The sequence below is a fragment of the Priestia sp. J2 genome, assembly GCF_020790095.1.
Taxonomy (GTDB): Bacteria; Bacillota; Bacilli; order Bacillales; family Bacillaceae_H; genus Priestia; species Priestia zanthoxyli.
Genome location: NZ_CP086208.1, coordinates 4792617 through 4818058 on the forward strand (window position 1 = coordinate 4792617; position 25442 = coordinate 4818058).

General features: G+C 38.9%; 26 protein-coding genes, 1 other RNA gene and 1 pseudogene. 9 read left to right on the forward strand and 19 right to left on the reverse strand.

Annotated features, from left to right (window positions below):
- Positions 1-44 precede the first annotated feature (44 nt).
- From LJY09_RS24890 to LJY09_RS24895, 3 genes and pseudogenes are all read right to left on the reverse strand, one after another.
- Positions 45-938 carry a LysR family transcriptional regulator gene (locus tag LJY09_RS24890; protein ID WP_014457861.1) on the reverse strand — a complete coding sequence of 298 codons (894 nt, stop codon included), beginning with the start codon at positions 936-938 and terminating at the stop codon, positions 45-47.
- Between the two features lie 124 nt (positions 939-1062).
- A pseudogene (locus tag LJY09_RS27805) lies at positions 1063-1242 on the reverse strand (hypothetical protein).
- Between the two features lie 125 nt (positions 1243-1367).
- Positions 1368-1994 (reverse strand): FMN-dependent NADH-azoreductase, encoded by a 627-nt coding sequence (locus LJY09_RS24895; RefSeq protein ID WP_028412073.1) that lies wholly within the window; start codon positions 1992-1994, stop codon positions 1368-1370.
- Between the two features lie 216 nt (positions 1995-2210).
- On the opposite strand from LJY09_RS24895, the gene LJY09_RS24900 reads away from it, so the two are divergent.
- Complete coding sequence (locus LJY09_RS24900; RefSeq protein WP_028412072.1) at positions 2211-2924, forward strand: FTR1 family protein; 714 nt, start codon at positions 2211-2213, stop codon at positions 2922-2924.
- 30 nt (positions 2925-2954) lie between these two features.
- Here LJY09_RS24900 and LJY09_RS24905 read toward each other — a convergent pair whose 3' ends face one another.
- From LJY09_RS24905 to LJY09_RS24915, 3 genes are all read right to left on the reverse strand, one after another.
- The gene (locus tag LJY09_RS24905; protein ID WP_033580431.1) at positions 2955-4310 is read right to left on the reverse strand and encodes a sensor histidine kinase; all 1356 of its coding nucleotides are present in this window, start codon (positions 4308-4310) and stop codon (positions 2955-2957) included.
- Positions 4288-5013, reverse strand: coding sequence for a response regulator transcription factor (locus LJY09_RS24910; protein ID WP_025752630.1), 726 nt, complete (start codon positions 5011-5013; stop codon positions 4288-4290). Before LJY09_RS24910 ends, LJY09_RS24905 begins: the two co-directional genes overlap by 23 nt.
- A 158-nt stretch (positions 5014-5171) precedes the next feature.
- Complete coding sequence (locus LJY09_RS24915; protein WP_098627033.1) at positions 5172-6299, reverse strand: MGDG synthase family glycosyltransferase; 1128 nt, start codon at positions 6297-6299, stop codon at positions 5172-5174.
- A 162-nt stretch (positions 6300-6461) separates the two neighbouring features.
- On the opposite strand from LJY09_RS24915, the gene LJY09_RS24920 reads away from it, so the two are divergent.
- The 3 genes from LJY09_RS24920 (at position 6462) to LJY09_RS24930 (ending at position 8584) form a co-directional block, all read left to right on the forward strand.
- Positions 6462-7088: an undecaprenyl-diphosphatase gene (locus LJY09_RS24920; protein ID WP_098627034.1), complete on the forward strand. Its 627-nt coding sequence runs from the start codon at positions 6462-6464 to the stop codon at positions 7086-7088.
- A gap of 389 nt (positions 7089-7477) precedes the next feature.
- A complete protein-coding gene (locus LJY09_RS24925; RefSeq protein WP_016765850.1) occupies positions 7478-7915 on the forward strand; it encodes a MarR family winged helix-turn-helix transcriptional regulator in 438 nt (145 codons plus the stop codon).
- A gap of 27 nt (positions 7916-7942) precedes the next feature.
- Complete coding sequence (locus LJY09_RS24930) at positions 7943-8584, forward strand: nitroreductase family protein (protein WP_013059680.1); 642 nt, start codon at positions 7943-7945, stop codon at positions 8582-8584.
- A gap of 32 nt (positions 8585-8616) precedes the next feature.
- On the opposite strand, the gene moaD is transcribed toward LJY09_RS24930, so the two are convergent.
- The 5 genes from moaD to LJY09_RS24955 are packed head-to-tail and all read right to left on the reverse strand — an operon-like array spanning position 8617 to position 12127.
- Positions 8617-8850, reverse strand: coding sequence for a molybdopterin converting factor subunit 1 (gene moaD, locus LJY09_RS24935; protein WP_028412068.1), 234 nt, complete (start codon positions 8848-8850; stop codon positions 8617-8619).
- Between the two features lie 2 nt (positions 8851-8852).
- Positions 8853-9317, reverse strand: a complete 465-nt coding sequence (locus LJY09_RS24940; protein WP_025752620.1) for a molybdenum cofactor biosynthesis protein MoaE — start codon at positions 9315-9317, stop codon at positions 8853-8855.
- The gene (mobB, locus tag LJY09_RS24945) at positions 9314-9841 is read right to left on the reverse strand and encodes a molybdopterin-guanine dinucleotide biosynthesis protein B (protein ID WP_028412067.1); all 528 of its coding nucleotides are present in this window, start codon (positions 9839-9841) and stop codon (positions 9314-9316) included. The genes LJY09_RS24940 and mobB overlap by 4 nt, the downstream gene beginning before the upstream one ends.
- Positions 9829-11094, reverse strand: a complete 1266-nt coding sequence (gene glp, locus LJY09_RS24950; protein ID WP_228307450.1) for a molybdopterin molybdotransferase MoeA — start codon at positions 11092-11094, stop codon at positions 9829-9831. The genes mobB and glp overlap by 13 nt, the downstream gene beginning before the upstream one ends.
- Before the next feature lie 16 nt (positions 11095-11110).
- Positions 11111-12127, reverse strand: a complete 1017-nt coding sequence (locus tag LJY09_RS24955; protein ID WP_028412065.1) for a molybdopterin-synthase adenylyltransferase MoeB — start codon at positions 12125-12127, stop codon at positions 11111-11113.
- Between the two features lie 161 nt (positions 12128-12288).
- Here LJY09_RS24955 and mobA point away from each other — a divergent pair, with 161 nt between their 5' ends.
- Positions 12289-12858, forward strand: a complete 570-nt coding sequence (mobA, locus tag LJY09_RS24960; RefSeq protein ID WP_028412064.1) for a molybdenum cofactor guanylyltransferase — start codon at positions 12289-12291, stop codon at positions 12856-12858.
- A gap of 13 nt (positions 12859-12871) precedes the next feature.
- Here mobA and moaA read toward each other — a convergent pair whose 3' ends face one another.
- The 3 genes from moaA to LJY09_RS24975 are packed head-to-tail and all read right to left on the reverse strand — an operon-like array spanning position 12872 to position 15090.
- A complete protein-coding gene (gene moaA / locus LJY09_RS24965) occupies positions 12872-13888 on the reverse strand; it encodes a GTP 3',8-cyclase MoaA (RefSeq protein ID WP_028412063.1) in 1017 nt (338 codons plus the stop codon).
- 44 nt (positions 13889-13932) lie between these two features.
- Positions 13933-14730, reverse strand: coding sequence for a formate dehydrogenase accessory sulfurtransferase FdhD (fdhD, locus tag LJY09_RS24970; RefSeq protein WP_033580428.1), 798 nt, complete (start codon positions 14728-14730; stop codon positions 13933-13935).
- Positions 14731-14745: 15 nt separating this feature from the next.
- Entirely contained in the window at positions 14746-15090 is a 345-nt protein-coding gene (locus LJY09_RS24975; RefSeq protein WP_013059689.1) for a Na-translocating system protein MpsC family protein, read from the reverse strand.
- Between the two features lie 366 nt (positions 15091-15456).
- Here LJY09_RS24975 and fdhF point away from each other — a divergent pair, with 366 nt between their 5' ends.
- From fdhF to modB, 4 genes are all read left to right on the forward strand, one after another.
- Positions 15457-18396 carry a formate dehydrogenase subunit alpha gene (gene fdhF / locus LJY09_RS24980; protein ID WP_099000229.1) on the forward strand — a complete coding sequence of 980 codons (2940 nt, stop codon included), beginning with the start codon at positions 15457-15459 and terminating at the stop codon, positions 18394-18396.
- An 11-nt stretch (positions 18397-18407) separates the two neighbouring features.
- Positions 18408-18887: a helical membrane plugin domain-containing protein gene (locus tag LJY09_RS24985; protein WP_228307451.1), complete on the forward strand. Its 480-nt coding sequence runs from the start codon at positions 18408-18410 to the stop codon at positions 18885-18887.
- Between the two features lie 124 nt (positions 18888-19011).
- The gene (gene modA, locus LJY09_RS24990; protein WP_099000230.1) at positions 19012-19809 is read left to right on the forward strand and encodes a molybdate ABC transporter substrate-binding protein; all 798 of its coding nucleotides are present in this window, start codon (positions 19012-19014) and stop codon (positions 19807-19809) included.
- Positions 19810-19816: 7 nt separating this feature from the next.
- On the forward strand, positions 19817-20473 hold the full coding sequence (gene modB, locus LJY09_RS24995; RefSeq protein ID WP_034264255.1) for a molybdate ABC transporter permease subunit: 657 nt from the start codon (positions 19817-19819) through the stop codon (positions 20471-20473).
- Between the two features lie 154 nt (positions 20474-20627).
- Here modB and ssrA read toward each other — a convergent pair.
- From ssrA to secG, 5 genes are all read right to left on the reverse strand, one after another.
- Positions 20628-20989, reverse strand: a transfer-messenger RNA (tmRNA) gene (ssrA, locus tag LJY09_RS25000).
- 137 nt (positions 20990-21126) lie between these two features.
- Positions 21127-21594 carry an SsrA-binding protein SmpB gene (smpB, locus tag LJY09_RS25005; RefSeq protein ID WP_013059694.1) on the reverse strand — a complete coding sequence of 156 codons (468 nt, stop codon included), beginning with the start codon at positions 21592-21594 and terminating at the stop codon, positions 21127-21129.
- Between the two features lie 145 nt (positions 21595-21739).
- Entirely contained in the window at positions 21740-24082 is a 2343-nt protein-coding gene (rnr, locus tag LJY09_RS25010; RefSeq protein ID WP_028412057.1) for a ribonuclease R, read from the reverse strand.
- Between the two features lie 38 nt (positions 24083-24120).
- Positions 24121-24861: an alpha/beta hydrolase gene (locus LJY09_RS25015; RefSeq protein ID WP_028412056.1), complete on the reverse strand. Its 741-nt coding sequence runs from the start codon at positions 24859-24861 to the stop codon at positions 24121-24123.
- 268 nt (positions 24862-25129) lie between these two features.
- Entirely contained in the window at positions 25130-25363 is a 234-nt protein-coding gene (gene secG / locus LJY09_RS25020) for a preprotein translocase subunit SecG (RefSeq protein WP_014457843.1), read from the reverse strand.
- Positions 25364-25442 lie beyond the last annotated feature (79 nt).

A 25442-nucleotide genomic window follows, 5' to 3' on the forward strand; every position in this document is an offset into this window, starting at 1 on the left:
TCTTTCTTTCGTAAAATACATATATTCAATACAACATATGCATTTTATCTATATAAAACAGAATGCTGTTCATTCATATAGTGGAGGAATTGTTTAGAGGCATATGAAATATATTTATCTTTTTTTAAAATCAATCCTAAATCCCATGAAATTGAAGGATTAGTAATAGGAACTGCTTTTACGATAGCAGAATCCACTTTTGCTGCAATGGATTGTGGAAAGATAGATACACCTAAGTTTTCCGCGATCATTTCACCGATAAAATCCCATTGAGAGCTCTCGTAAGCTACATTAGGTTCAAATCCTGCTTGTTGACACGCCTGAATAAGCCGGTCGTGAAGCGTAAAATCTTCATTAAACAAAATAAATTTCTCTTGGGCTAGTTCATTAATTTCCACATGAGTTTTAGAGGCTAAAGGGTGAGAGTGGTGAACATATAAAAGCATTTTTTCTGAGATAAAAGGATTAATGTCAAAAAGATGTTCATTTACTGGAAGCACCGCTACACCTAGGTCTAACTCTCCTTTTTCTACTGCTTTTTGAACACGATTGGCTCCGTATTCAATAAGTTTAATTGTGATATCTGGATAGAGCTGCTGAAACCCTTTAATAATCTTTGGAAAGAACAGGACTCCAATCAATGGAGGAATTCCAATTTTAATCATGCCTTTTTTCAGATTCATCACATCATATAGATAAGTCGATAGCTCATCAATGGATGCCATAACTTTTTGTCCTTGCGCATACACAACTTCCCCGGCATCCGTTAAATCAATCTGTCTTGCGGACCGATCAATTAATTCTACTTCCAATTCTTCTTCTAAGTTTTTCACCATTTTGCTCAAGGTCGGCTGTGAAATATGGAGACTTTGAGATGCTTTAGTAAAGCTCCTTAATTTAGCGACTTCTAAAAAATAATTAAGCTGACGAATATCCATCTCTGCTCCTCCTATAGATAAAGCGAATATATTTTATCTTATTTATTCATTTTACCTATTATTTTTTAAGATATACAGATAAAAAATATAAAGAAAAGATGGACACATAATAAATCAATTTACTCTAAATAAGGACAAATGGGATAAAGGCGCTAGTATGGACCGCTTGTGACACGGCTGTTGATTTCCGTGCAAGGCTTCGCTTTCCGCGGGCGGGCGCTGAGCCTCCTCGTCACTTGCGCTCCTGCGGGGTCTCACCTGTTCCGCTTTTCCCGCAGGAGTCTTCGCCTTGCCCTCCAATCAACACCTAAAAGCTACTACATGCACGAAACCTACGCTTACCATAACATCAAAAAATCCGAACGATTTATCGTTCGGATATACCTTCACCTAAAATACTTTTGTCCTGTCCTTTTTTACTACGGTTATTTAAAATATTTTGGCTGCTTGTGCTGCTTGTTCTAAGCCACTTTCAATAATTTCTTGAGCACGATCCGGAAACTGATTATGTCCTTCAATAATAACGGAGTTCACGTCCGTGATTCCAAAGAATTGAAGTACGCTGCTAACATATTTAACGGCCATTTCGACCTCAGCTGCTGGACCTTCTGAATATACTCCGCCACGCGCGTTTAATAACATCACCTTTTTATCGCCCAGTAATCCCACAGGACCTTCTGGCGTATACTTAAACGTTTTGCCTGCTTGATTTAAATAATCAAAGTACGTATGAAGCACGGCCGGCACAGTAAAATTCCAAAGAGGAAAGGCAATGACAATTTTATCAGCTTTCACAAATTGGTCTAGGTAACGATTAGCAATTTCTGCTGCTTTGTTTTCCGCTGCCGTCACTTCTAGCCCTCTTGCTAATTTAAACTGACCGTTTATCATGTCAGCACCTAAATAAGGAAGTTCTTCTTTGAACAAATTTATCTCCATTATTTCTTCACCTTGGTGCGATTGTTGATAGCTTTCTAAAAACGCATCATATAATTTTACGCTGACCGCTTCACTTGCCGATCTGTCATTTGCTTTTATAAAAAGAGTATAACTCATACTAAAACCTCCACTGATTGTTGATACTCTTATTTTATTCGCTTTGTCCTTGCGTTTCGCACGACTTTATAATGAAATACTTTCATACTTTAGTCGGAGAAATCTTATATAAGTAAGAATTTTTAAAGAGCCAAAAATCACATTGACAACGATAATCATTATCATTAAAATTAGAGAGAAATTATTATTTATCATTTAACGTAAGGGGAGCTTTTTATGTGGTCAAGTTTGGCTTTGTCGCTTCGTGAAGGTTTAGAAGCATCGCTTATCATTGGAATTATTTTAGCTCATGTTACAAAAATCGGCCGAAAAGACTTAAAATATTCCGTCTTTATTGGCGCTGCTGCTGGCCTTATTTTCAGCTTAGTATTTGGCTTTATTGGTTTTAATGAGGCGAAAGAGTTAGAAGAAGAGTCAGAAGAAATTTTTGAAGGAGTCATGATGCTTTTAGCTGCAGGCCTTATTGCTTATTTTATTCTGTGGTTGCACCGAAGCAAAGAAGTGACATCTTCAGTTACATCAAAAATTTCCAAAAGCTCTTCCAAGTGGGGATTAATCGTTTTAGCCTTTTTATCTGTCTTTCGTGAAGGAACAGAACTAATCATTTTTAATCTGACACAAGTGAATCAACACGCCTCTTCTATTGTATTCGGCAGTATAAGTGGCATTTTGCTGGCCGTCGTTATTACATACATTTTGTTCAAAACAGCTATTAAGCTGAACCTTTGGATTATTTTTAAAGCGCTTGGTATTTTCCTTATTTTTATTGGGGGAGAGTTATGCGGTGAAGGTTTGGTTAAGCTATTTGAAGCTGGTGGAGAACCCCTTGAGATAATTGGATTTAGTGTATTTACAGTTGCATCACTGTATCTATTCTTCCAAACGGAGTTAAAAAAATTAAGAGTAAGAAAACAAAAATCAGCATCATGATCATAAAAAAGCCCCCTAATGGCGGCTTTTTTAGTTTATAGATGAAACGGGAAGATGAATCACAACTTCCGTCCCTTGTTCTTCTTCACTTTTAATAAAAATCTCGCCTTTATGCTGACGGACAATAGTTTGTGCAATCGATAGTCCAAGCCCCGTTCCTCCCGTAGCTCTGCTTCTAGCTTTATCCACTCGGTAGAAACGTTCAAAAATATGTGCAAGATCTTCTTTTGGAATACCAATTCCATAGTCTTTCACTTTGATAATGACATCTTCCTGCTTTTTTTCCACGGTCACTTCAATTTTATTCGTACTGTATTTAATTGCATTATCAAGCAAAATAATCAGCACTTGCTTCATTTTCAGTTCATCCACTTGAATCATAATGGGCGTTTGATCATAATGAAGAACTAATTCTCTTTTGTATACCTGTTGCAGCTGCTTAACGATTTGTTCAAAAATAAGAACAAGATCTGTTTGCTTCATATCAAGCGTTTGTTCTTTTTCCACACTTGCCAGATCAAGCAGCGTTTCAATCATTTTTTGCATTTTGGTTGCTTCCGCATAGATGGTGTCGATCGCATCCAGCGTAATTTCTTCATTTTTAATCCCTCTTCTTCTTAATAAATTAGAATAACTGCGAATAACGGTTAGAGGGGTTTTTAATTCGTGAGAAGCATCAGAAACAAACTGATTTTGCTTTTCAATATTTTCTCGCAAGCGGTCAATCATATGATTAAACGTAACGGTCATACCCTGCAGTTCATCTCTCGTCTCCGTTTGAATGAGAACTTTTTTAGGAACACCGCTCTCTTCAATCTCTTTCATCGTTGTGACCATATTTTTAATAGGATGCATAATGACGCGTGATAACCATCTTCCTCCTAAAAGCGACAGTAAAATGGACACAAGCGAACAAAAAATCAAAATTGATAGCAAAATATCTTTGCGGGTTTCAAAACCAGTCAAGAGCTCGCCAATCTCAAGCGTTTCAACGACTTGATTATTGACTTTGACAGGCATGCGAATAACCAATACTTGCTTTTCTCTGATTTTGCGAAGCTTCACCTTTTTTTTCTTTGAAAACTCGGGCTTAATTTTCACCAGATGAGGATCATTTGATACTTGATTAATGACCGTAGAATTTTCTGAGACTGTTCGGATAAATGAATGGTTGGTCAAATAAAATTTTAGTAACTCCGGCGAAAGCTCCACGGAATGATCTTGCTGACCTTTTTGAATAATCTCGCGTGCTTTTTCGAATAAAATGTCCTGTTCCATATTCACCGTAGATTTAGTGAAGGAGAAAAAAACAACGATGTTCATGATTAATAAAATAACCACTAGCCATGCTGTTGTCAGCAAATTAATCTTCGTCGTGATCTTCATGTTTCTCCTCTTTCATCATATATCCTACGCCCCGCACCGTATGAATGAGAGAAGTAGAAAAACCTTCATCTACTTTTTTTCTTAAGTGGCGAATATACACATCAATTACGTTTGTTTCTCCTTCATATTCATAGCCCCAAACGTTTGTGAGAATCCCTTCTCTCGTGACAATTTTATTTTTATTCGTAAGCAAATACACGACTAAATCATACTCTTTCGGTGTCAACGTAATGGATTCATTGTTTCTTAGGACTTCCCTTGTTTCAAGATTAATGGTCAAATCACTAATCGTTAAGAGCTCTGCTTCAGCTTCTTTCGTTCCTGATGCTTCTACGAGCGAACGATAGCGAATACAAGAGCGAACTCGTGCTAACAGCTCTTCAATTTCAAACGGTTTTGTAACATAATCATTAGCCCCTTGGTCTAACCCCATTACCTTATCTAACGTCGTATTTCGGGCAGTTAATAAAATAACTGGCGTAAACACTTCTGCTTTCCGAAGTCTTCTTAACACCTCAATACCGCTCAGACTTGGAAGCATCACGTCGAGCAAAATGAGGTCATATTGAGCGGATATTGCCGTCTCTAAACCCGCTTTCCCGTCGTACTCAACATCTACTTCATAATCTTCAAATTCCAATTCAATCTTTAGCACTTTCGCAATTTGCGCTTCATCTTCCACAATTAAAATTTTCTCTTTCATATTATGCACCTCTCACCACATGTCTTAAGTGAAAGAATAGCTTCTTTAGATAAAAAAACAACACCTTTTTCAAAAGATGTTTGTTTTTTTATCTAAACCCTACTTTTTCAACATACTTGTTCTTTAGCTTATCCTTATTGTTTGTAAACATGAATGTTTTACGCATGAAGACCAATCGTTTGCTTTTCACCTAGAATCCAATTGACTACTGCTAAAAGTTCTTCAGGCGTTTGTGCTTCGATTTCTTTATGGTAAGCAGCAATCGCGTTATACAATGTGCTCATTTTATCAGCATCCTGCAGCACTGTCTGCAGCTGACTTTCTAACGATTGATCCGCCTTTAGTTCTTTAACTAAGTTTCGTTCTGTTAAATAGCGTAAATTCACTTCTTCTTGACCTGGTAAAGCGGAGTGAACAAAAATTGGTAAACTCTTACGAAGAGCTTCACTGACCGTGATACCACCTGGCTTTGTTACAATAGCATCCACTCGCTCATACAGTTCATTCATTTTTGTGCGTGATGAAATGTACGGAATTGGTGTAACGTGTTGTAGTTCCCACCCTTTGATTTCTTCATATAACTTTTGATTTTTGCCACATAAGACAAAGTAATGAAAATGGCGCGCGTCTTTTAAATCATTGTAAAAATCCATAATATTGCCTAGACCGCTGCTGCCTCCGGCAATTAAAATATTTCGGTTACCATGATGCTTAACAGTTCTTGTTTTTGTTATTTCTTCATGTACCGGTATCCCTGTGACCATCATATTTTGAAGTGGAATTTCACTTTGAGCACGAAGCCCTCTTTTTACTTCTTCACTAGGAAGAAAGTGAAAGTCAATCTCTTCTTTTCCCCATAAATTATTAATAAAGAAATCCGTGTAGACATTTATAATAGGAACATTGCACTTGCCTTTTGCTTTTAATTGGCTGAGCAAATAAGAAGGAAATCCATGTGTGCATATAATTAAATCCGGATTTTCTTCTTTAACTAAGTGCTCCATTTTTTTTGCGAATACGTGATGATACCATTTGAATGAATGAACAGGCGGTTCATAAAAGAGATGTTTGTATGCCATATTGTATGTTTCTGGAGCATAACGAATCCATTTCAAATATGTGCCTGTAACCACTTTTTCTAATAGTTCGTTTGTATAGCTTAATAAATCTATTTTTTTATAACAAATATTTGTTGTCCTTCTTTCCAATATATCCATTAACGCCTCTGCCACTTGATGATGGCCAGAAGGCATTTTTAGAAGAGGTAAAAATAAAACCTTTTTCAACTGTTTCATCTCCTATTCTAAAAGCAGTTTCTTCCTCTCCTTTTTATATCATTAAATGTCCTTGAATTTCGGATTTTAATTGATTTTTAATGTGAAATTCATCGTTTTTTTAGAGTGTCAATCTAAACTAAGAGTGAAAAGTACTGCATAAGGAGAAAACAAATGAACCTCAATTACGAAGTATTTCAATGGATTAACTCGTTTGCTGGTAAATCCAGCGCAATGGATTCTGTCATGGTTATCATTACGAATAGCGTTCCTTATTTTATAATGGCCTGTTTGCTTTTGCTTTGGTTTAGCGGAAAAACAGAAAGAACAATTTATCACCGTTATACGGCTTTATACATGTTGTTTACAATTGTCCTTTCTCTATGTATCAATGAAGTCATTCACCTGGTGTATTACCACCCGCGTCCGTTTGTGACTCATCACGTTCATAAGCTGATTCCGCACCCGGCTAATTCATCTTTTGTGAGTGATCATTCGATTTTAGTCTTTTCTGCCGCTTGGATCATGTGGTTACGAAAAAACAAATGGAGAAGCGTCATTTTTATATGGGCTGTCATCTCGGGCCTTTCACGCATTTACGTAGGTGTCCACTATCCAGCAGATGTACTTGGAGGCATGGTAATTGCGGGAGCTATCAGCTGCTTTGTTATCTATCTTTCAGATAAAACAGCGCCTCTTATCCAGCGATTATTCTGGATTCACGATGTGATTATCAAGCGTATTCCGTTTCTGTCTCCTTACACGCATGAACAAATTAGTAAAAAAAATCATTCAGCTTAAAGACGCTGAGACAAAAATAGTATAGTTGAAGTGAAAAACGAACCACTAATCAAACCGTTTGATCAGTGGTTCGTTTTTTTGGTTACGATGAACGTAGATTTTATCTGTTTCGTTCCTTCTGGCAGTTGATTGGAGGGCAAAGCGAAGTCTTGCACGGAAATCAACTGCCGTGTCACAAGCGGTCCATACAGGCTCATTTATCCGATTTGTTCGTCTTTAGATTGCATTGATTTCGTTATATCTCAATCTCTTTTTATTATTTATAAAAAAAGATTGTTCACTTTCTTGACTTTCACTTTTATTTATTTTATATTAGTTGATGTATCAAACATTGATGTATCAAATATTAATCCATCAATAAATATCATAGAAAAAAGGGAGCGACTTTCTTGTCACATTCATGTTCTAAAAAAGCAAATGTTCTGTATGCTCTGCAAGAAGTTAATAAACAAATTAATCAAAAGTTTGAGCATTGTACCGGTGTTAGCCAATCACGTCTTGATATTTTACATCAGCTTTATGAAACAGGTGAAATGAGTCAAAAGGCGCTTCAACAGCAAGTAAACATTGATAATGCTGCAATTACAAGGCATTTAAAGCAGCTAGAAGAAAGAGATGTTGTATCACGCCGTAAAAATCCTGATGACAACCGCGTAACATTTGTAAAGCTTACGAAAAGCGGACATGAAAAAATCGGTGCATTTCGAAACGAAAAAGCTCGCTTTATTGATGAAGCATTTAAAGATTTCAGCGAAGAAGAACAGCTGCTGCTTTCCAAAATGCTTGAGCGTTTAAAAGTAAACATTTCGGCCATTGAACGGTCATAACATTTTTAACATAAAGGAGAGTTCATCATGACACAAACAAAAACACTAAACAATGATTTCCAAGATATTATTACAGGGCGCAGATCTATTCGTTATTACGATCCATCTGTCAAAATCAGCCGTGAAGAAATGAAAGAAATTTTAACAGAAGCGACGCTAGCTCCATCTTCTGTTAATGCACAGCCTTGGCGCTTTCTAGTAATTGATAGCCCTGAAGGAAAAGCAACACTAGCTCCGCTTGCTAAATTTAATCAATCACAAGTAGAAACATCGGCAGCTGTTATTGCGATATTCGGCGATTTAAAAAGCGAAGAAAATTTAGATGAAATTTACGATAAAGCTGTTGAACTAGGCTATATGCCACAAGAAATTAGAGATATGCAAATTCCAAAAATCAAAGCGCACTACGCAGCTGCTTCTGAAGAATTAAATAAAGAAACGGTATTAATTGACGGCGGTTTAGTATCTATGCAGTTAATGCTTGCTGCACGTGCTCACGGTTATGATACGAATGCTATTGGCGGTTATGAAAAAGATCAAATTGCCGAAGCATTCGGTTTAGACAAAGAACGCTATGCACCGGTTATGTTACTTTCAATCGGCAAAGCAGCAAATAGCGGTTACCCTTCTGTACGTTTACCAATTGAAAAAGTAGCTCAATTTAGATAATAAAAAAGGTGCTGTGTATTCAGCACCTTTTTTTATCCTCCACTAACGGGTGGAATAAATGCAACGGTATCTCCCGTTCCAATGATTTCTTCATCTGTTACAAACTCTTCGTTGACTGCTGTCATCGTTTGATTCAGAGAGGACAGCTTATATGTTTTTTGTACATATTCCTTTAATTCCTTCACTGTTATATCTTGCTTATCAACTGTTACTTGTTCCACTCCAGCCTCTTCACGTATAGCAGCGAAAAATAAGACGTTAATCATTTTTACATCTCCTTCAATGGCTTTCCTTCAGGATATTCTTTTGTTTCTAACTGATCGCCAATCCATTTTGTTCCATCTTCCCAAAATTCCTTTTTCCAAATTGGCACAATTTGCTTAATACGTTCAATAGCATACTCATTTGCTTCATAAGCTGTTTTGCGATGCGGAGAAGAAACCGCAATAACTACTGCGACTTCTGTTATATCAAGCTTTCCGATTCGATGAGTAATAGCTGTCAAAGCATCCGGCCACTTTTCCTGAATTTCGTCACCAATTTGGCTGAGCATTTTCACTGCCATTGGCACATAGGCTTGATATTCAAGAGAGAGCGTCTTTTTGCCTTTTGTAAATTCTCTTACCGTTCCAATAAATGTCGTAATAGCTCCCGCGTCTCTTCTAGAAACTTTTTTAATTATTTCATCTACCGCAATTGGCTGATTTACTACTTCAAATAAGTGCTGGTTCATCTTCTTTCCCCCACTTCTTTCAATAAAAAATTAAGATAAAGCTCGTCTTCTTGTAAGTGAAACATTGGATATGCTCGCTGCACTTCGTTTTTAAGCGGAATGTGACTAATCACGCATATGATATTGGTTAGAGAGGAAAGCAGAACAAGATCTTCTTCACTTCGAATCAAGACTGCTTTTGGATAGGATTCTTTTTTATATCCTTCAACAAAAATGACATCTGGCGAGAGAAATTGATAAAAATCAATCAGCTTTTTTAGGCTCCAGTCTTTACTGTTTGCCGTAAGCTGAAGGATCCCACCTCCTTCTACACCTGCCACATCGGCACCTGCTTGCTGGTGGCGATGACTGTCTTTTAGCTCACTGCTGCTATCTGGAGGTCCGCCGTGTCCATGGTGCTTAATAGAACCTACACGTAGATCGAATTGTTTCGCTTTTTTAATTAGCTTTTCCACTAAAGTCGTTTTTCCGCTGTTTTGAAATCCAACTACTTGTAAAACGGTGCAACTTGCTACCAAGGCCATTCACTTCCCTGCACGTCATCTAGCAATAAGACGTCAACCAGCATTCCTTCTTTGTACCCTCTCGTCCCTCCGGGAAATATAATTAACGTATCCGCATGAGCTAAAGAAGAAACAGCACTAGATTTTGTAAAGCTTAATGGAGAAGCAATCAGCTGTCCTTCCCTGTATGAAAGCCTGCCAGATACAAATCGCATAAAAGGATTTGGCTTTAAGAAGTCTTTTCCTAACAAAGCTTTTTCTTTCCAGAGGTGAGGGGTTCTTTTCCCCGCATATGTACTGATGACCGGACGAGCTAGCAGTTCAAAACCAACGTAGCAGGCCGTAGGGTTTCCCGATAGACCAAATAAAAGCTTGTCTTCCATACGTGCAACTGTTGTGACACTGCCTGGTCTCATCGCTATTTTATTAAAAAGAACTTCGGCCTGTAATTGCTTATACACCTCTGGTAGATAATCATAATCTCCTACTGAAACGCCCCCCGTTGTAATCAGCATGTCCACTTCTGATAGCGCAGATTTTACCGCGCTGTAGCACTGACTTAAATCATCGGGCATAATACCAAAATAGTTTACTTCTCCTCCAGCTTTTTCAATTTGGGCACGAAGCATATGAGCATTGCTATTACGAATTTTCCCTCGCTGAACAGGATCACGTACTTCCACTAGTTCACTTCCCGTTGCAAGTAATCCAACTACAGGCTTTTTGAAGACAGCTACGTTACTATAACCAAATGTGGCTAGAAGAGCAGCTACTCCCGGAGTGATATACGTTCCTTTTGAAACTAACATGGTGCCTTTTTTTATTTCTTCTCCTTGAAACGAAATGTTATCTCCGCTGTTAAACGACCGCTTGATTTGAACGACGGGCTGGTTGTCTTTTGTATATTCTTTTGTTACTTCAAGCATTGCCACCGCATCGCAGCCTTTTGGAATAGGAGCTCCTGTCATAATACGCACAGCCTGCATCGCGTTGACTGTATGTTCAAAAACAGAACCCGCTCCTATCTCTCCTCGAACATCCAGTTCTACTGGATGAAGTGATGATGCTTTTTTCGTATCTTGTGACCGAATAGCAAAACCATCATATGGAGAACGATTAAAAGCAGGAACATCATGATCTGCCATTAAATCTTCTGCTAAAAATCTGCCGTGAGCTTCTTCAAGCGCAATGATTTCTTGCTTTCCGCTTTTGACATACTGCATCACTCGCCCAACGCATTCTCCGACAGGGATAGGAGTTCGCTTTTCTCTCATTTTTTCACTCCTTTACTCATCCTAATAAACGATAATATAAACTTCTCGCAAATTGAATATCATTCGTTCCATGAATAAATACACGGCCATCTTGAAAAATAACAAAGCGCTGCTCTGGAAGCTGACATGACAGAAGATATGGGTTGCGGTCTACTTTCCCTTGGTTTTTTAAACGCTTTTCCAATTCATCAAAGTTGTGTAAATGCTGCTGCGAGGGTCTGATCTGAACCGTCTCTCTGCCGCAAAGAACTTCTGTTTTAAGCTGATTTTCATACGCTAAGTACGGATATGTGCGTGCCGATCCGCAAGAAGAACATTCATAACTTTTCATTTTACCCGTCTTAAATTCAGCGTGCTGATTATTCCAGACGTCAAAAGTTAGAAATGTGTGTCGCAAAGCTTCAACGTCTCCCACTAAAATTTTTAATGCTTCGGTTATTTGATAGGCTGCCACAATTTGAACGGCTGGACTGATAATTCCTGCTGTCTCACACGTCGCTCCTCCCACAGGCACTTTTTTCAATATGCAGTGCAGACAAGGGGTTACGTTTGGGATAACGGTATAAGTGGTGCCATAACTCCCTACACATGAGCCGTAGATCCAAGGAACTTCATACTTATGTGACAAATCATTTAAAATAAAGCGAATGTCGAAATTGTCTGTCGCATCGATAATCAAATCAGCTGTTTGGACGATACTTTCTAAATTAGCAGGCTGAGCATCCATCACCAGCGCTTCGATTTTCACTTCTGTGTTTATTTGACGCAAACGATTTTTGGCTGCTACAGCTTTAGGCAGTTTGTTTTGCGCATCTTGTTCTGTATAAAGCTGCTGACGCTGCAGATTACTCCATTCTACATAATCACGATCTACAAGAGTCAATTTTCCAATTCCAGCACGCACGAGAGCTTCTGCACTAGCGCTGCCTAGAGCCCCTGCGCCTACAACTAAAACATGCTTACTTCTAATTTGCTGCTGCCCTTTGTTTCCAATGGGCTGGAAAAGCTGCTGACGTGAATAACGTTCTGTCACTCTTTTCTCTCCCTTTCTCGTTCAATCTATGACTTCACTATCTATTCCTTCGTCAAAGATATTTCTTTAAAAACATGCTATTATACACATAAAGCTAAGCTGCTTTACGGACGCTTATGTGCATAAATATACAACTATATTTTGATGGAGGTATTTAATAAATGTCCATTGCCGGCATTGTATTAGCAGGAGGAAAATCTTCTCGCTACGGTCAACCAAAAATGTTTGAAACCTATAACAAGAAATCATTTTACGAATATAGTATAGATGCATTAAAAGAAAATCACGTCACACCTATACTTGTGTCTACCAACCAAGATTTACTTCCTTATTTTCAAAGAAAAGATGTTTCATTTGCAGTTGAAAAATGCCCGTATCAAGGACCTTTGTATGCAATTCATCATGCTTTAACTGCAATTGATTGCCGTGCTGAATGGTTCTTTATTCTTTCGTGTGACATTCCTTTTGTTAATGCTGAGTTTGTTCATAATATGATTACCCTAACTCAGGCGAACTCAGCTGATATTGTTCTTCCTGTTCAGCCAAATCACATGCACCCGCTTCTAGCCCTCTATCACCGTAGAACGCTTCCTCTTATTGACCAACTCGTTACACAAGGTGAAAGAAGGCTCACAGGATTGTTGAATCAGGCAAACGTCCTTCGCGTGCCTTTTTCAGCAGAAGATCCTACTTTTATAAATGTGAATCATCGCAGTGATTGGCATTTATAAGGCTTTTTTTGAATTATCCACCAATATGAGACATTTCCACTTTCTCAGCGCCTTGGACCTGTCTTCCGTTAGCCCGCTCATCTGAGTAACGATCTTTCCGATGATTCCAGATATCAGAAATGGTGTCACAAACAGTATGATCAGATGCTTGTGATCGTATCAGTTTCCGGAGGTCGTACCCTTTTGACGCAAACAAGCAGGTATAGAGCTTTCCTTCAGCCGATACTCTTGCGCGTGAACAAGTCGAACAGAATGAATCTGTCACGGATGAAATGATACCAATTTCCTCTTCTGTCCCAACATACCGATACCTGGTAGCTACTTCTCCCGTGTAATGAGGCGGAATTTCTTCAAGAGGCATTTCTTGTCCAACTATATCAAGAATTTGTTTCTTTGTTATAACCTCATCCATTTTCCATCCGTTTGAATTTCCAACATCCATGTATTCAATAAAGCGCAGCGTATGTTTTTTGCCTTTAAAATATTGGGCCATCGGAAGGATATCCTGCTCGTTCTTGCCTTTTTGGACAACCATGTTTATTTTGACTGAAATCCCCGCAAGAGCTGCTGCCTCTATTCCTTCTAACACTCGTTTGACGCTTCCTCGATTTCCGTTCAGCTCTTGAAATCTCACTTCATCAAGCGAGTCTAAGCTGACGGTTACTCTTGATAATCCCGCTTTTGATAAGGCTTCTGCATGCTTCTTTAACAGTGAGCCATTTGTTGTTATGGCAATATCATCTATACCCTCAATTTGCTTCAGACGATTGATTAGATCTGGCAAGCCTTTTCTTAGCAGTGGCTCTCCTCCCGTTATACGCACTTTTTTTACTCCTAGCGATGCGAATAATCTCGTGAGTCTCTCTAATTCATCAAACGAAAGAATATTTTCGGCAGGTAAAAATGGATAGTCTGCCCCAAAAATTTCTTCAGGCATACAATATCGACAGCGAAAGTTACAGCGATCTGTTACGGACAAACGCAAGTCTCGTAAAGGGCGCTTTAACGTATCAACTATAGTGTATGACATCTGCCTCATCTCTCCTCTCTAGCTGTCAGCTTCTCCACAGCAGATTAACTTTCTCTTAAAATTCTTTCCGGGCATGTATAAATATTCAACGAATCACTTCGGATAAACCCTACCGTTGTAATTCTCAATTCTTCTGCTAGATTTAAAGCAAGTTCAGTCGGAGCGGATTTTGAAAGAACCACTTCACACCCGATCTTCGCTACTTTCAACAAAATTTCTGAAGAAATACGGCCGCTGAAAACGACTACTTTATCCCTAATTGAAATATGGTGTTTTAAGCAATACCCATATAGTTTATCTAGAGCATTATGCCTGCCAATGTCCATTCTGCTAAGCATGAAACCATTTTTATCACAAATGGCAGCGTTATGAACGCCACCCGTTTCTTGAAACGTAGCAGCAGATTGCTGCAGCTTATTCATGAGTTGAAAACAATCCTTAATTGAAAGTTCTACCGATATATCATTCATTTTTTTAGCAGTCAGCGCATCATTTATAAAGACAAACCCTTGCCTGCTCGCCCCGCAGCAAGACGTGATATATCGTTTATTTTGAAGGTTTTGAAAATACGGGTTTAATTTATCTATTGTAACATGAACATACCCTTCTTTTTCTTGAACCCATATGTTTTTAATGTCTTTGTATTCTCGAATAACCCCTTCAGATGCTAAATAGCCAATTACCATATCTTCAATGTATTGAGGGCTACATACCATCGTGACAAACTCTTCTTCATTAATTTTCACAGTCACAGGAAACTCCGTTACAATTTTATCTTCCACGCTTTCCATTTCACCATTTTTAAATCTAAGAACTGTACGCTTCTTAACGGTCGAATTCATGTGATGTCTCCTTTTTTAAATAATGTTTTTATCAAAAACAAATACGGAAACCGCTATATTTTCTTTTATTTTCATATCTGAAAATAAATTAACCAGCTTTGCTCCTACCAATTCTTCTAGCCCTTCCGGCGGATTCGATGCATATACATCTTGAATCATTTTTGTTCGAGCTAAATGAACCATGTCACACCCTTCAGAAGTGCTTGCAATAAATGTTTCTGTCGGAGTTAAATTTCCATACAGTGTTGAGACAGCCATATTTTCAACAAAAACCGTATGTATTCTTTCCGGTCCTTTTCCAAATAAATCTTTTCGAAGCTTCCGAATAATATCATTAAATTCATGAATTGTTTTTGACATAATCAACGCTCTCCCACCGATTAAAATTAAATTGTGCATTTTATTCCTACAGTTTTTTTATCATAAATCAACACTTCAAAAAATAAAAGCCTAAAATCTTTGCAGCAAAACTTTTGAAGAGAGTTGGGTATTTAAAAAAGTTGTGCATTTAAAAACGTAGCGATATAATTATAAATAACCGAGATGGAATAATAATAATAATGAATTGTTATTACTCTATCACTTTTTCTTAACGATATAAATGGGCCGGATTGGCATATTAGTAAGACCTGCTAGTAAACTATTCCACCATGATTGCACTTCCCTTATTTAATTAGGCATGTGTATTCATGGTGGTTTTTTGTTTTATATAAAGGAGGAAAACAAATGAGTCGTGAAATCATCACTGTTCATATAAATGGCAGCGAATACAAGGCAGCTTCAGGTTCTACCATACTCGAAATTATTAACCAGCAAAACATCGAGCATCCTCAGATTTGTTATGTGCCTGAAGTAGACCCTATTCAAACTTGTGACACATGTATTGTTGAAATGAATGGCGAGTTAGTTCGTTCTTGTTCTACAAAAGCTGAAAACGGCATGAAGATTGAATTACAATCAGCACCCGCAAAAGCGGCACAGACGGAAGCAATGGATCGCTTATTAGAAAATCATTTGCTATACTGCACCGTTTGCGATAATAACAACGGAAACTGTAAATTACATAATACAGCCGAAATGATGGAGATTGAACATCAAAAATACCCCTATACGCCAAAGGCCTCAGAGGATGAAGTCGATATGTCTCATCCGTTTTACCGTTATGACCCTAATCAATGCATTGCTTGTGGACAATGTGTAGAGGTTTGTCAAAATCTTCAAGTTAATGAAACGCTCTCTATCGACTGGGAAGCGAAACGTCCCCGCGTTCTCTGGGATGATGGTGTAGCAATCAATGAATCTTCTTGTGTGAGCTGCGGTCAATGTGTAACAGTATGCCCTTGTAATGCCTTAATGGAAAAATCTATGCTCGGAGAAGCTGGATTCATGACCGGACTTCCAAAAAGCGTTTTGAATCCAATGATTGATTTAGTTAAAGAAGTGGAACCAGGGTACAGCGGAATTTTTGCTGTTTCAGAGGTGGAAGCAGCTATGCGTGAAACTCGGACGAAAAAAACAAAAACCGTCTGTACATTTTGCGGAGTTGGATGTTCATTTGAAGTGTGGACAAAAGGCCGCGAAATCCTTAAAGTTCAACCTAGCTCAGATGCTCCCGCAAACGCTATTTCAACCTGTGTGAAAGGAAAATTCGGCTGGGATTTTGTAAACTCTGAAAAACGTATTACTAAGCCTTTAATCCGAAAAAATGGCGCATTTGTAGAGTCGCCATGGGAAGAAGCGCTCGATTTAGTAGCAAGCAGGTTAAACTCCATCAATCAGCAGTACGGACATGGATCCGTTGGTTTTATCTCTTCTTCTAAGATTACAAACGAAGAAAACTATGTTATTCAAAAGCTGGCTCGCCAAATGTTTGAAACAAATGACGTAGACAACTGTTCTCGCTACTGTCAGTCTCCTGCAACCGATGGATTATTTCGAACAGTCGGAATGGGAGGCGATGCCGGCACGATAAAAGACATCGCAAAAGCTGGACTGGTTATCATCGTTGGAGCTAACCCTGCCGAAGGTCACCCTGTATTAGCAACTCGTATCAAACGCGCGCATAAGCTTCATGACCAAAAACTAATCGTCGCAGATTTGCGCAAAAACGAAATGGCTGAACGCTCTGACATTTTTATCAGTCCAAAACAAGGTACGGACCAAGTATGGCTAATGGCTGTAACAAAATACATGATTGATCAAGGATGGCACAACGAAAAATTTATCCAAGAAAACGTCAACTATTTTGAAGACTTTAACTCTTTGCTTGAAAAGTACACGCTTGAATATGCTGAACAAATTACGGGTATTTCAGCAGCAACACTCATTCAAATAGCTGAAATGATTCGAGACGCCGATGGAACCTGTGTGCTGTGGGGTATGGGCGTGACGCAAAATACAGGAGGCTCTGATACATCAGCGGCTATCTCAAACCTGTTGCTTGCTACTGGAAACTATCGACGCCCTGGTGCAGGCGCTTATCCACTCCGAGGCCACAATAACGTGCAAGGCGCATGCGATATGGGAACTCTTCCCGCTTGGCTTCCAGGTTATCAGCACGTCACGGACTCAGTCGCTCGAGAAAAATTTGAAAAAGCATACGGCGTGAAAATTAAAGACAAGCCGGGTCTTGATAATATCCAAATGCTTCATTCAATTGATGAAGGAAAAATGAAAGCTATGTACCTTGTAGGAGAAGATATGGCTCTTGTCGATTCGAACGCTAATCACGTACACGAAATATTATCAAATCTAGATTTTTTTGTTGTCCAAGACATTTTCCTTTCAAGAACGGCTCAATATGCTGATGTTGTACTCCCTGCTGTTCCTTCTCTTGAAAAAGACGGAACGTTTACCAATACGGAGCGACGCGTACAAAGATTGTATCAAGCATTGCCAACGCTTGGTGATTCGAAGCCGGATTGGTGGATTGTTCAAGAGATTGCAAACCGCTTAGGTGCAAATTGGACGTATACACACCCTGGTGACATCTTTTCAGAAATGGCTAGTCTATCACCTCTGTTCAGCCAAGCCAGCTACGAAAACCTTGAAGGCTGGGATAGCTTCTTATGGGGGAGCTTAGAGGGGAAAAGCACGCCTTTACTTTACGTCGATGGGTTTAATTTCCCAGATAAAAAAGCGCGCTTTGCTTTATCAGATTGGGTTCTTCCTGCTGAATTTCCAGAGGAATATGATTTGCACATTAATAACGGACGAATGTTAGAACATTTTCATGAAGGGAATATGACCAATAAATCGAGCGGTATTCAATCAAAGGTACCGGAAGTATTTGTAGAAATTTCACCTCAGCTTGCCAAGGAGCGTGAAATTGAAGACGGTTCGCTTGTCAGATTAATCTCACCGTTTGGAGCAGTAAAAGTACAGGCATTAATTACAGAGCGAGTAAAAGCAAATGAGCTGTATCTTCCGATGCACTCCGTTCATAAAGATTCGGCTATTAACTTCTTGACGGGACCTGCAGTCGACCAACGAACAAATACGCCGGCTTACAAACAAACAAAAGTACGGATGGAAGTATTAAGCAAAGGTGGAAAAACGCCTTTACCGTCTACAAATCCGCGTAACAAAAAACGTCATCCTCAAAATGGGGTCGAGGTTCAGCGTAAATGGAATCGTCCTGGCTACGTCCATTTAACAAGTAAATAGGAGGAGAAAAGATGGCACAACCTATTACAGAAATTAAAAAGCCTCTTCTAAGCGAGGAAGAAAAAAAACAGCAAAAATTAGAAGACTTGACTTCTCTGCTGGCAGATAATGAAGAAGCGCTGAATCGTATTCTCGGTATTGTCGGAGAACTTAACGACATGGGTGTTCTTGAAGCTGCTGATTCAATGATTCAAGCAAAAGAAAAAATCTCAAAAATTGCGCTTCATCAAATTTCTAGAGAACCCGTAACCAATTTAATTAATACCCTTATGGGTGCAAGCAGCGGTTTGATGAAGGCAGACCCAGAGGTAACTGCTAAACTTGTTAACAGTGCAACAGCTGGTATGAACGAAGCAAATGAATATGTAAAAACAGGAAAAAAAGTAAGTGCGTTAGCTCTTATAAAAGCGCTAAATGATCCAGATATTAATCGTGCAATTGGATTTGGACTTCACTTTTTAAAAGGAATGGGCAAAGCGTTGGAAGAGTAAATAAGGCAGCGACTTGAAAGTTTTTCCCTTTCAAGTCGCTGTTTTCTTTTTAGGAAGTCCTTTTCTAAGTGAACGTGATATAGTTATACTAAATTGCTCTACTAAAACTAATTGAGGTGACACGATGCAACAATACTTTAAACCCTTATTCGCACTATTATTTTTAATTATGTTTACTGCTGCTTGTTCAAACGGAACAAATACGAGTCAATCAGCGGCTCAGCACCAAAACGTCAGCTTAACGATATCCGCTGCAGCCAGCTTAAAAGATGCGCTTACCGATATTCAAAAGCAATATGAAACAAAGCATCCGAATGTCGACTTAAAATTTAATTTTGGGGCTTCAGGCTCGCTGCAACAGCAAATCGAAAACGGCGCACCGGCTGATTTGTTTTTTTCAGCAGCGGAAGATAAGTTTGATGCACTGGTAAAGTCAGGAGTTATTTCTAAAGAAAATGGAACTGACTTGGTTGGCAACGATCTTGTGCTTATCGTCCCAAAGAATAATTCGGCTGCCATCAAAAATTTTGAAGATCTATCAAAGCCTGCTGTTCAAAAAATTGCACTTGGCATACCGGAATCCGTTCCTGCCGGACAGTATGCAAAAGAGACTTTTGAACACATGAATCTGTGGAAAAACATTGAGCCTAAAACCGTCTATGCAAAAGACGTACGCCAGGTGCTTTCCTATGTGGAGACAGAAAACGTTGAAGCTGGAGTTGTTTATAAAACCGATGCGTTGATTTCAAAAAAAGTGAAGATTGTCGCCACTGCAGATCATAGCACTCACAAACCAATTGTATATCCTGTAGGCGTTATTAAGGATTCGAAACATCCACAAGAAGCAAAGGATTTTTATCAATTTTTACAAAGTAAGACGGCTCTTAACACGTTTAAAAAATACGGTTTCACTGCGAATTGAGATTGCTATGATTCAAGAGTTTTTATCTCCTCTTCAGCTATCGCTTAAAATTGCATTAGTAGCGGGATTTGTCGTGATTATTCTAGGCACTGTTATAGGAAAACTGTTATCCAGGAAACACTTTAAGGGAAAAGTGATGGTTGAAACGGTGTTGATGCTACCATTGGTCCTGCCTCCGTCCGTTGTTGGATTTTTATTGATTGTCATATTCGGAAAACACAGCCTACTTGGCCGAGCAATTGAATGGGTCTTTCAACAACCCGTTATTTTTACGTGGTGGGCAGCTGTTATTGCATCCGTTGTCGTTGCGTTTCCCCTTATGTATCAATCTGCCAAAACGGGCTTCCAAGGCGTTGATCATGAAATTGAAGACGCAGCTCGAGTAGATGGTGCAAGCGAATGGAAAGTCTTTTTCTTTATTTCCATTCCTTTAGCTTCTAAAGCTATCGTAACAGGAGGTGTGTTAAGTCTGGCAAGAGCACTCGGAGAATTTGGAGCCACTTTGATGTTTGCTGGCAATATTCCAGGTGAAACTCAAACTGTTCCTACCGCTATCTACGTCGCGATTGACTCTGGAAACATGAATCTCGCTTGGCTATGGGTTATCTCGATCGTCTTTCTTTCCTTTCTTATGCTGCTTTTTGTTCAGCTTAAACAAAAGTAAAAGGATGCCTCTTACACAAAGAGGCATCCTTTTACTTTTGTACCGCTTTTTCAATTTTACATACATCATAAATTAAAAAGGAGCTAATCAAATGTAGATCATACATTTGATTAGCTCCTGTTATAAGTAAGGTAAGCCACCAAAAATATGTATTTGGTGGAGACGGTGGGAGTCGAACCCACGTCCAGAAATATCGCCACTTAAGCGTCTACGAGTGTAGTTGGCATATTGATCATTCGCGAGCTGTTCTGCCTACCAACAGGCGTCCCAGTCGCTAGTCTGATTATTCTCTTCCTTCGTCCTCAGACGGCGAACTCCGGCGTAGCCCACTTAAAGTGAGTCCCTTACCCTACCACATGGGCGATGGAGGGAGGAACCGCTAAGCTACTATTATGCAGCTAAAGCGAAGTTATTGTTAGATTTGCCAGTTATTATTGGCGTTGATGTTTTAACGAGGCCATCTCCTCGACTCGCAACCTAAGCTCGAACTATCCCTGTCGAATCCGTAACGTCCCCATATAAAAGGGAGTCGGAATGTGTAAGAAAAATTCTTACATCAGATAGCGACTTCAGTGTGCAAAATGAAATCTAACTGATAACAATATTTATTATATCACAAAATGAGCATTTTGCAATTGTAAGATTTTGTAATTTTACATCTTTTGACGATCACGAAATGCTCGTTCGATATCACGCTTGGCTTCTTTACGCTTTAAGTCTTCACGCTTATCATATTTCTTTTTACCCTTACCAAGCCCTAGTAAAACCTTTGCGTATCCATTTTTCAAATACACTTTTAACGGAACTAGTGAATAACCTGTTTCTTTTGAATAGCCAATTAGCTTGCTGATTTCGCGTTTATGCAGCAATAGCTTTCGTGTACGAAGTGGCTCATGATTGTATCGATTTCCTTGTTCGTAAGGACTAACGTGCATATTGTGTAAAAATACTTCTCCGTTTTGCACACGAGCAAAAGAGTCCTTTAAATTCACACGACCATTACGAATTGATTTAATTTCCGTTCCTTGTAGAACAATACCCGTCTCATATGTTTCTTCAATAAAAAAGTCGTGGCGGGCTTTTTTGTTTTGTGCAATTAATTTCCCTTCACCTTTTGGCATAAAACGTTCCTTCCCTTCAGCCGTACTTACGTATATGTATGATATTATGTATCATTTTACTGTATGGAAATCTAAACAACAACTAAAACGTTTAATAGAGCTGTTTTGAAGCAGAAGGTCTATCCTTCTGCTTCACTGCTGTCGATTATTTGCGCTTTTTCTTTTTACGCTTAACGTTTGGAGCGCCTTCGAAGAATCTTTTTTTCTTTTTCTTCTTTGGTTTTTGAGTAGACCACTCTTCATTTTTGCTTCGGCTGCCCTCTCGACCTTTTCCTTTATCGTCTTTGCGTGACTTTTGTTTTGCCTTAATCACTTTAGGACGATCTTTAGATAAGCGTTTGCGGCCTTCTTTCATTCCCACAATAACAAAGTCCACTGAACGCTCGTCTTTATTCACATCGGCAACTTTCACTTCAATTTCGTCTCCAATTCGGAAGACGTTGCCCGTTCTTTCTCCAATCATCGCATAATGACGTTCGTCGTAACGATAATAGTCATCCGTTAAGTCACTAACATGAACTAACCCTTCAATCGTATTTTCCAGCTCCACGAACATCCCAAAGTTTGTAACAGAGCTAATAATACCATTGAATACTTCCCCAACTTTATCAGCCATAAACTCAGCTTTTTTCATATCGTCCGTTTCTCGCTCAGCGTCAACTGAACGACGTTCCATATTAGAAGAATGCTCAGCAACATCAGGCAGAAGCTCGCGCCATTTTTCTTGCGTTTGCTGATCTGTTTTTCCTTCAATTAAATACGTACGAATGAGACGATGAACGATTAAATCCGGATAACGACGGATTGGAGACGTAAAATGCGTATAGAATTCAGCTGATAAACCAAAGTGGCCTAAACTTTCTGCTTCATATTTCGCTTGTTTCATCGAACGAAGCATAACAGTTGAAATAACCATCTCTTCAGGCGTACCCTTTACTTCTTCTAAAATATCTTGCAGCGCACGCGGATGAATATCGTTGCCTGTCCCTTTCACTGTATAACCAAAGTTTGTAATAAACTCTAAGAAACGAGTAAGCTTCTCTGCATCTGGATCTTCATGAATACGATAAATAAACGGTACGTTCATCCAGTGAAAATGTTCTGCTACTGTTTCATTCGCCGCCAGCATAAATTCTTCGATTAGCTTTTCAGCAACTGAACGTTCACGCAAAATAACATCGTGAGGATGTCCATCATCATCTACCAATACTTTTGCTTCTTTGAAATCAAAATCAATGGCACCGCGATCCATTCTCTTTTTACGAAGAATAGCTGCCAGCTTTTCCATACGCTCAAACATCGGAACGATTGGCTCGTAGCGTTCTAACACTTCTTCATCTTTATCCACTAAGATTTTGTTCACATCTGAATACGTCATTCGTTCTGTCGTTTTGATGACACTTTCAAAAATCTCATGTTTTACTACTTCACCTTGTGGATTAATTTCCATCTCACAAGAAAGTGTAAAACGGTTAACTTTTGGATTTAATGAGCAGATTCCGTTAGATAAACGGTGAGGAATCATCGGAATAACTCGGTCTACTAAATAGACGCTTGTTCCGCGCTCTGCTGCTTCTACATCAATCGGAGAACCTTCTTTAACGTAGTGACTTACATCTGCAATATGAACGCCTAATTTGTAGTTTCCGTTTTCAAGCTCTGTAACCGTTACAGCGTCATCCAAATCTTTTGCATCTGCTCCGTCAATGGTTACAATAACTTGATCCCGAAGATCGCGACGGTTACCGATATCTTTTTCATCAATCGTCTCAGGTGTATCGATTGCTTGCGTTAAAGCGTCAGCAGGAAATTCTTGAGGAAGACCGTGCTTATGGATAACAGAAATGATATCAATCCCCGGATCGTTTTTATGTCCAAGAATTTGAACAACTTTTCCTTCTGCATTCATGCGGCCTTCCGGATAGGTTGTGAGCTCTACTACTACTTTATGGCCTTCAACTGCACCGTTTCTTGCTGCTTTGGGAATAAAGATATCACCTGCAATTTTTTTGTCATCCGCAATCACAAAGCCGAAATTCTTGCTTTGCGTATACGTACCTACAATTTGCTGGGTACCTCGTTCTAAGATTTTTACAATGGTTCCTTCACGACGAGCACCTGATGATTCTGATAACACTCTTGCAAGCACAATATCTCCGTGCATAGCATTGTTTGTTTCAGTAGGGGGAATAAATACATCACCCGCATCTTTTTCTTCAGGAACTACGAACGCAAACCCTTTTGCATGTCCGCTTACTTTCCCTTTGACAAAATTCATTTGTTCCGGCAGCCCGTAGCGGTCATTTCTTGCTCGGATAATTAAACCCTTCTCTTCCATAATAACAAGTGCCTTAACAAACTCTTTGAATGACTCTGCATCCTCCGTATTAAATTCTTTTGCAAGCTCTTGGACAGTCAAAGGTTTGTAATTATCCCTTTTCATAAAATCCAATATTTCATTCATATAGGGCTGATTTTCTTCTTTCACATCATGTCCCTCCTTTTTCCTTATTCGTATTATCTCTATTACCAATCAAGTGATTCCAAAAATGCATATACATCCTCGTGAAGCTGATCTCGCTCTTTATCAAAGGTAATGGTATGACCAGATTCTTCGTACCACTTTATATCTTTTGTAGGAGACTCGACGCTATTATAAATAATATTGGCGCTGTCTGTATTAATCATATGATCATGACGACCTTGTACAACAAATGTCGGTGCATAAATCATATCAACTGAATTTCGCACTTCAGCGATTAATTCCTGTAAAGACTTTAACGTGTTCATTGGTGTTTGTTTGAACTCTTCCATTTCTTGTTCAATCTGTTCAGACGATTTACCTTCACGCTTTTTATATTCGCGTGCATACGCTAAAACACCTTCATACATGACTTCTTCACTCTTTATATACATAGGCGCGCACATAGGCACAATACCCTTTATAGGTACAGTGTAACCTAATTTCAGTGAAAATACGCCACCTAGTGAAAGACCTACAGCGGCAATACTTTCATGGCCTTTACTTTTTAAAAACTCATAGCCTTCCATGACATCTTTCCACCAATCTTTTGGACCAGTATGAACAAGCTCTTCAGGCGCTACACCGTGTCCTTTATAGTGAGGTGCGTGGCATGTGTACCCTTTTTTCTCTAAAAAACGACCTAACATACGAACATCAGCAGAATTTCCGGTAAAACCGTGAAGTAATAAAACAGCCTTTTCGCCGCCTTCAAATGTAAATGGCTTTGGTTGTGCAATTTTCATATATCATTTAACTCCTTTTAGTTATAATATCTGCAGTCATAATAGAAAAAAACATGTATTTATGTGACGGTCATCACATAACAAGAGATGTGTCCGTCAACTTTTACGTTTTTATACTATATTTAGTACTTTTTTCTAAAGCTATATTATATCATTACTTAAAAATGAAATTAAAGTATTCAACACGCCCATTAAAAAAGCCACCTAATACATAAGTTGGTATACACCAAGTACGTATGCATTAGGTGGCAGTCTATCCAGTAACATATTAAAGTTTGAAATAAGATACAGCAAGTGTTAACGCAAAGAATAAGATAGATAACACTACTGTCAAACGGTGTAAAACTAAGTCAATTCCACGTGCTTTTTGTTTTCCAAATAACGTTTCAGCTCCACCGGAAATAGCTCCAGATAATCCAGTAGTTTTGCTTGATTGTAAAACGACCACAACAATCAATGCAATTGAAACAATCACTAGTAAAGTAATCAGCAATGTATGCACTAAGACACACCTCCTACACCAAGTAATAGTCAATCAGCGGGGTTTCTTCATCCCTTCTGATTGGCATTACCGGGGATAA

Excerpts from the sequence above, each read along its gene's own strand:
- modB (WP_034264255.1), top strand. The coding sequence starts at position 19,817 with ATGATTCAAGAGTTTTTATCTCCTCTTCAGCTATCGCTTAAAATTGCA.
- LJY09_RS24910 (WP_025752630.1), bottom strand. The coding sequence starts at position 5,013 with ATGAAAGAGAAAATTTTAATTGTGGAAGATGAAGCGCAAATTGCGAAA.
- smpB (WP_013059694.1), bottom strand. The coding sequence starts at position 21,594 with ATGCCAAAAGGTGAAGGGAAATTAATTGCACAAAACAAAAAAGCCCGC.
- mobB (WP_028412067.1), bottom strand. The coding sequence starts at position 9,841 with ATGGCCTTGGTAGCAAGTTGCACCGTTTTACAAGTAGTTGGATTTCAA.
- fdhD (WP_033580428.1), bottom strand. The coding sequence starts at position 14,730 with ATGAATTCGACCGTTAAGAAGCGTACAGTTCTTAGATTTAAAAATGGT.
- modA (WP_099000230.1), top strand. The coding sequence starts at position 19,012 with ATGCAACAATACTTTAAACCCTTATTCGCACTATTATTTTTAATTATG.
- LJY09_RS24930 (WP_013059680.1), top strand. The coding sequence starts at position 7,943 with ATGACACAAACAAAAACACTAAACAATGATTTCCAAGATATTATTACA.
- moaA (WP_028412063.1), bottom strand. The coding sequence starts at position 13,888 with ATGTCATACACTATAGTTGATACGTTAAAGCGCCCTTTACGAGACTTG.
- LJY09_RS24985 (WP_228307451.1), top strand. The coding sequence starts at position 18,408 with ATGGCACAACCTATTACAGAAATTAAAAAGCCTCTTCTAAGCGAGGAA.
- LJY09_RS25015 (WP_028412056.1), bottom strand. The coding sequence starts at position 24,861 with ATGAAAATTGCACAACCAAAGCCATTTACATTTGAAGGCGGCGAAAAG.
- LJY09_RS24900 (WP_028412072.1), top strand. The coding sequence starts at position 2,211 with ATGTGGTCAAGTTTGGCTTTGTCGCTTCGTGAAGGTTTAGAAGCATCG.
- LJY09_RS24895 (WP_028412073.1), bottom strand. The coding sequence starts at position 1,994 with ATGAGTTATACTCTTTTTATAAAAGCAAATGACAGATCGGCAAGTGAA.
- LJY09_RS24890 (WP_014457861.1), bottom strand. The coding sequence starts at position 938 with ATGGATATTCGTCAGCTTAATTATTTTTTAGAAGTCGCTAAATTAAGG.
- moaD (WP_028412068.1), bottom strand. The coding sequence starts at position 8,850 with ATGATTAACGTCTTATTTTTCGCTGCTATACGTGAAGAGGCTGGAGTG.
- LJY09_RS24905 (WP_033580431.1), bottom strand. The coding sequence starts at position 4,310 with ATGAAGATCACGACGAAGATTAATTTGCTGACAACAGCATGGCTAGTG.
- glp (WP_228307450.1), bottom strand. The coding sequence starts at position 11,094 with ATGAGAGAAAAGCGAACTCCTATCCCTGTCGGAGAATGCGTTGGGCGA.
- LJY09_RS24975 (WP_013059689.1), bottom strand. The coding sequence starts at position 15,090 with ATGTCAAAAACAATTCATGAATTTAATGATATTATTCGGAAGCTTCGA.
- mobA (WP_028412064.1), top strand. The coding sequence starts at position 12,289 with ATGTCCATTGCCGGCATTGTATTAGCAGGAGGAAAATCTTCTCGCTAC.
- LJY09_RS24940 (WP_025752620.1), bottom strand. The coding sequence starts at position 9,317 with ATGAACCAGCACTTATTTGAAGTAGTAAATCAGCCAATTGCGGTAGAT.
- fdhF (WP_099000229.1), top strand. The coding sequence starts at position 15,457 with ATGAGTCGTGAAATCATCACTGTTCATATAAATGGCAGCGAATACAAG.
- LJY09_RS24920 (WP_098627034.1), top strand. The coding sequence starts at position 6,462 with ATGAACCTCAATTACGAAGTATTTCAATGGATTAACTCGTTTGCTGGT.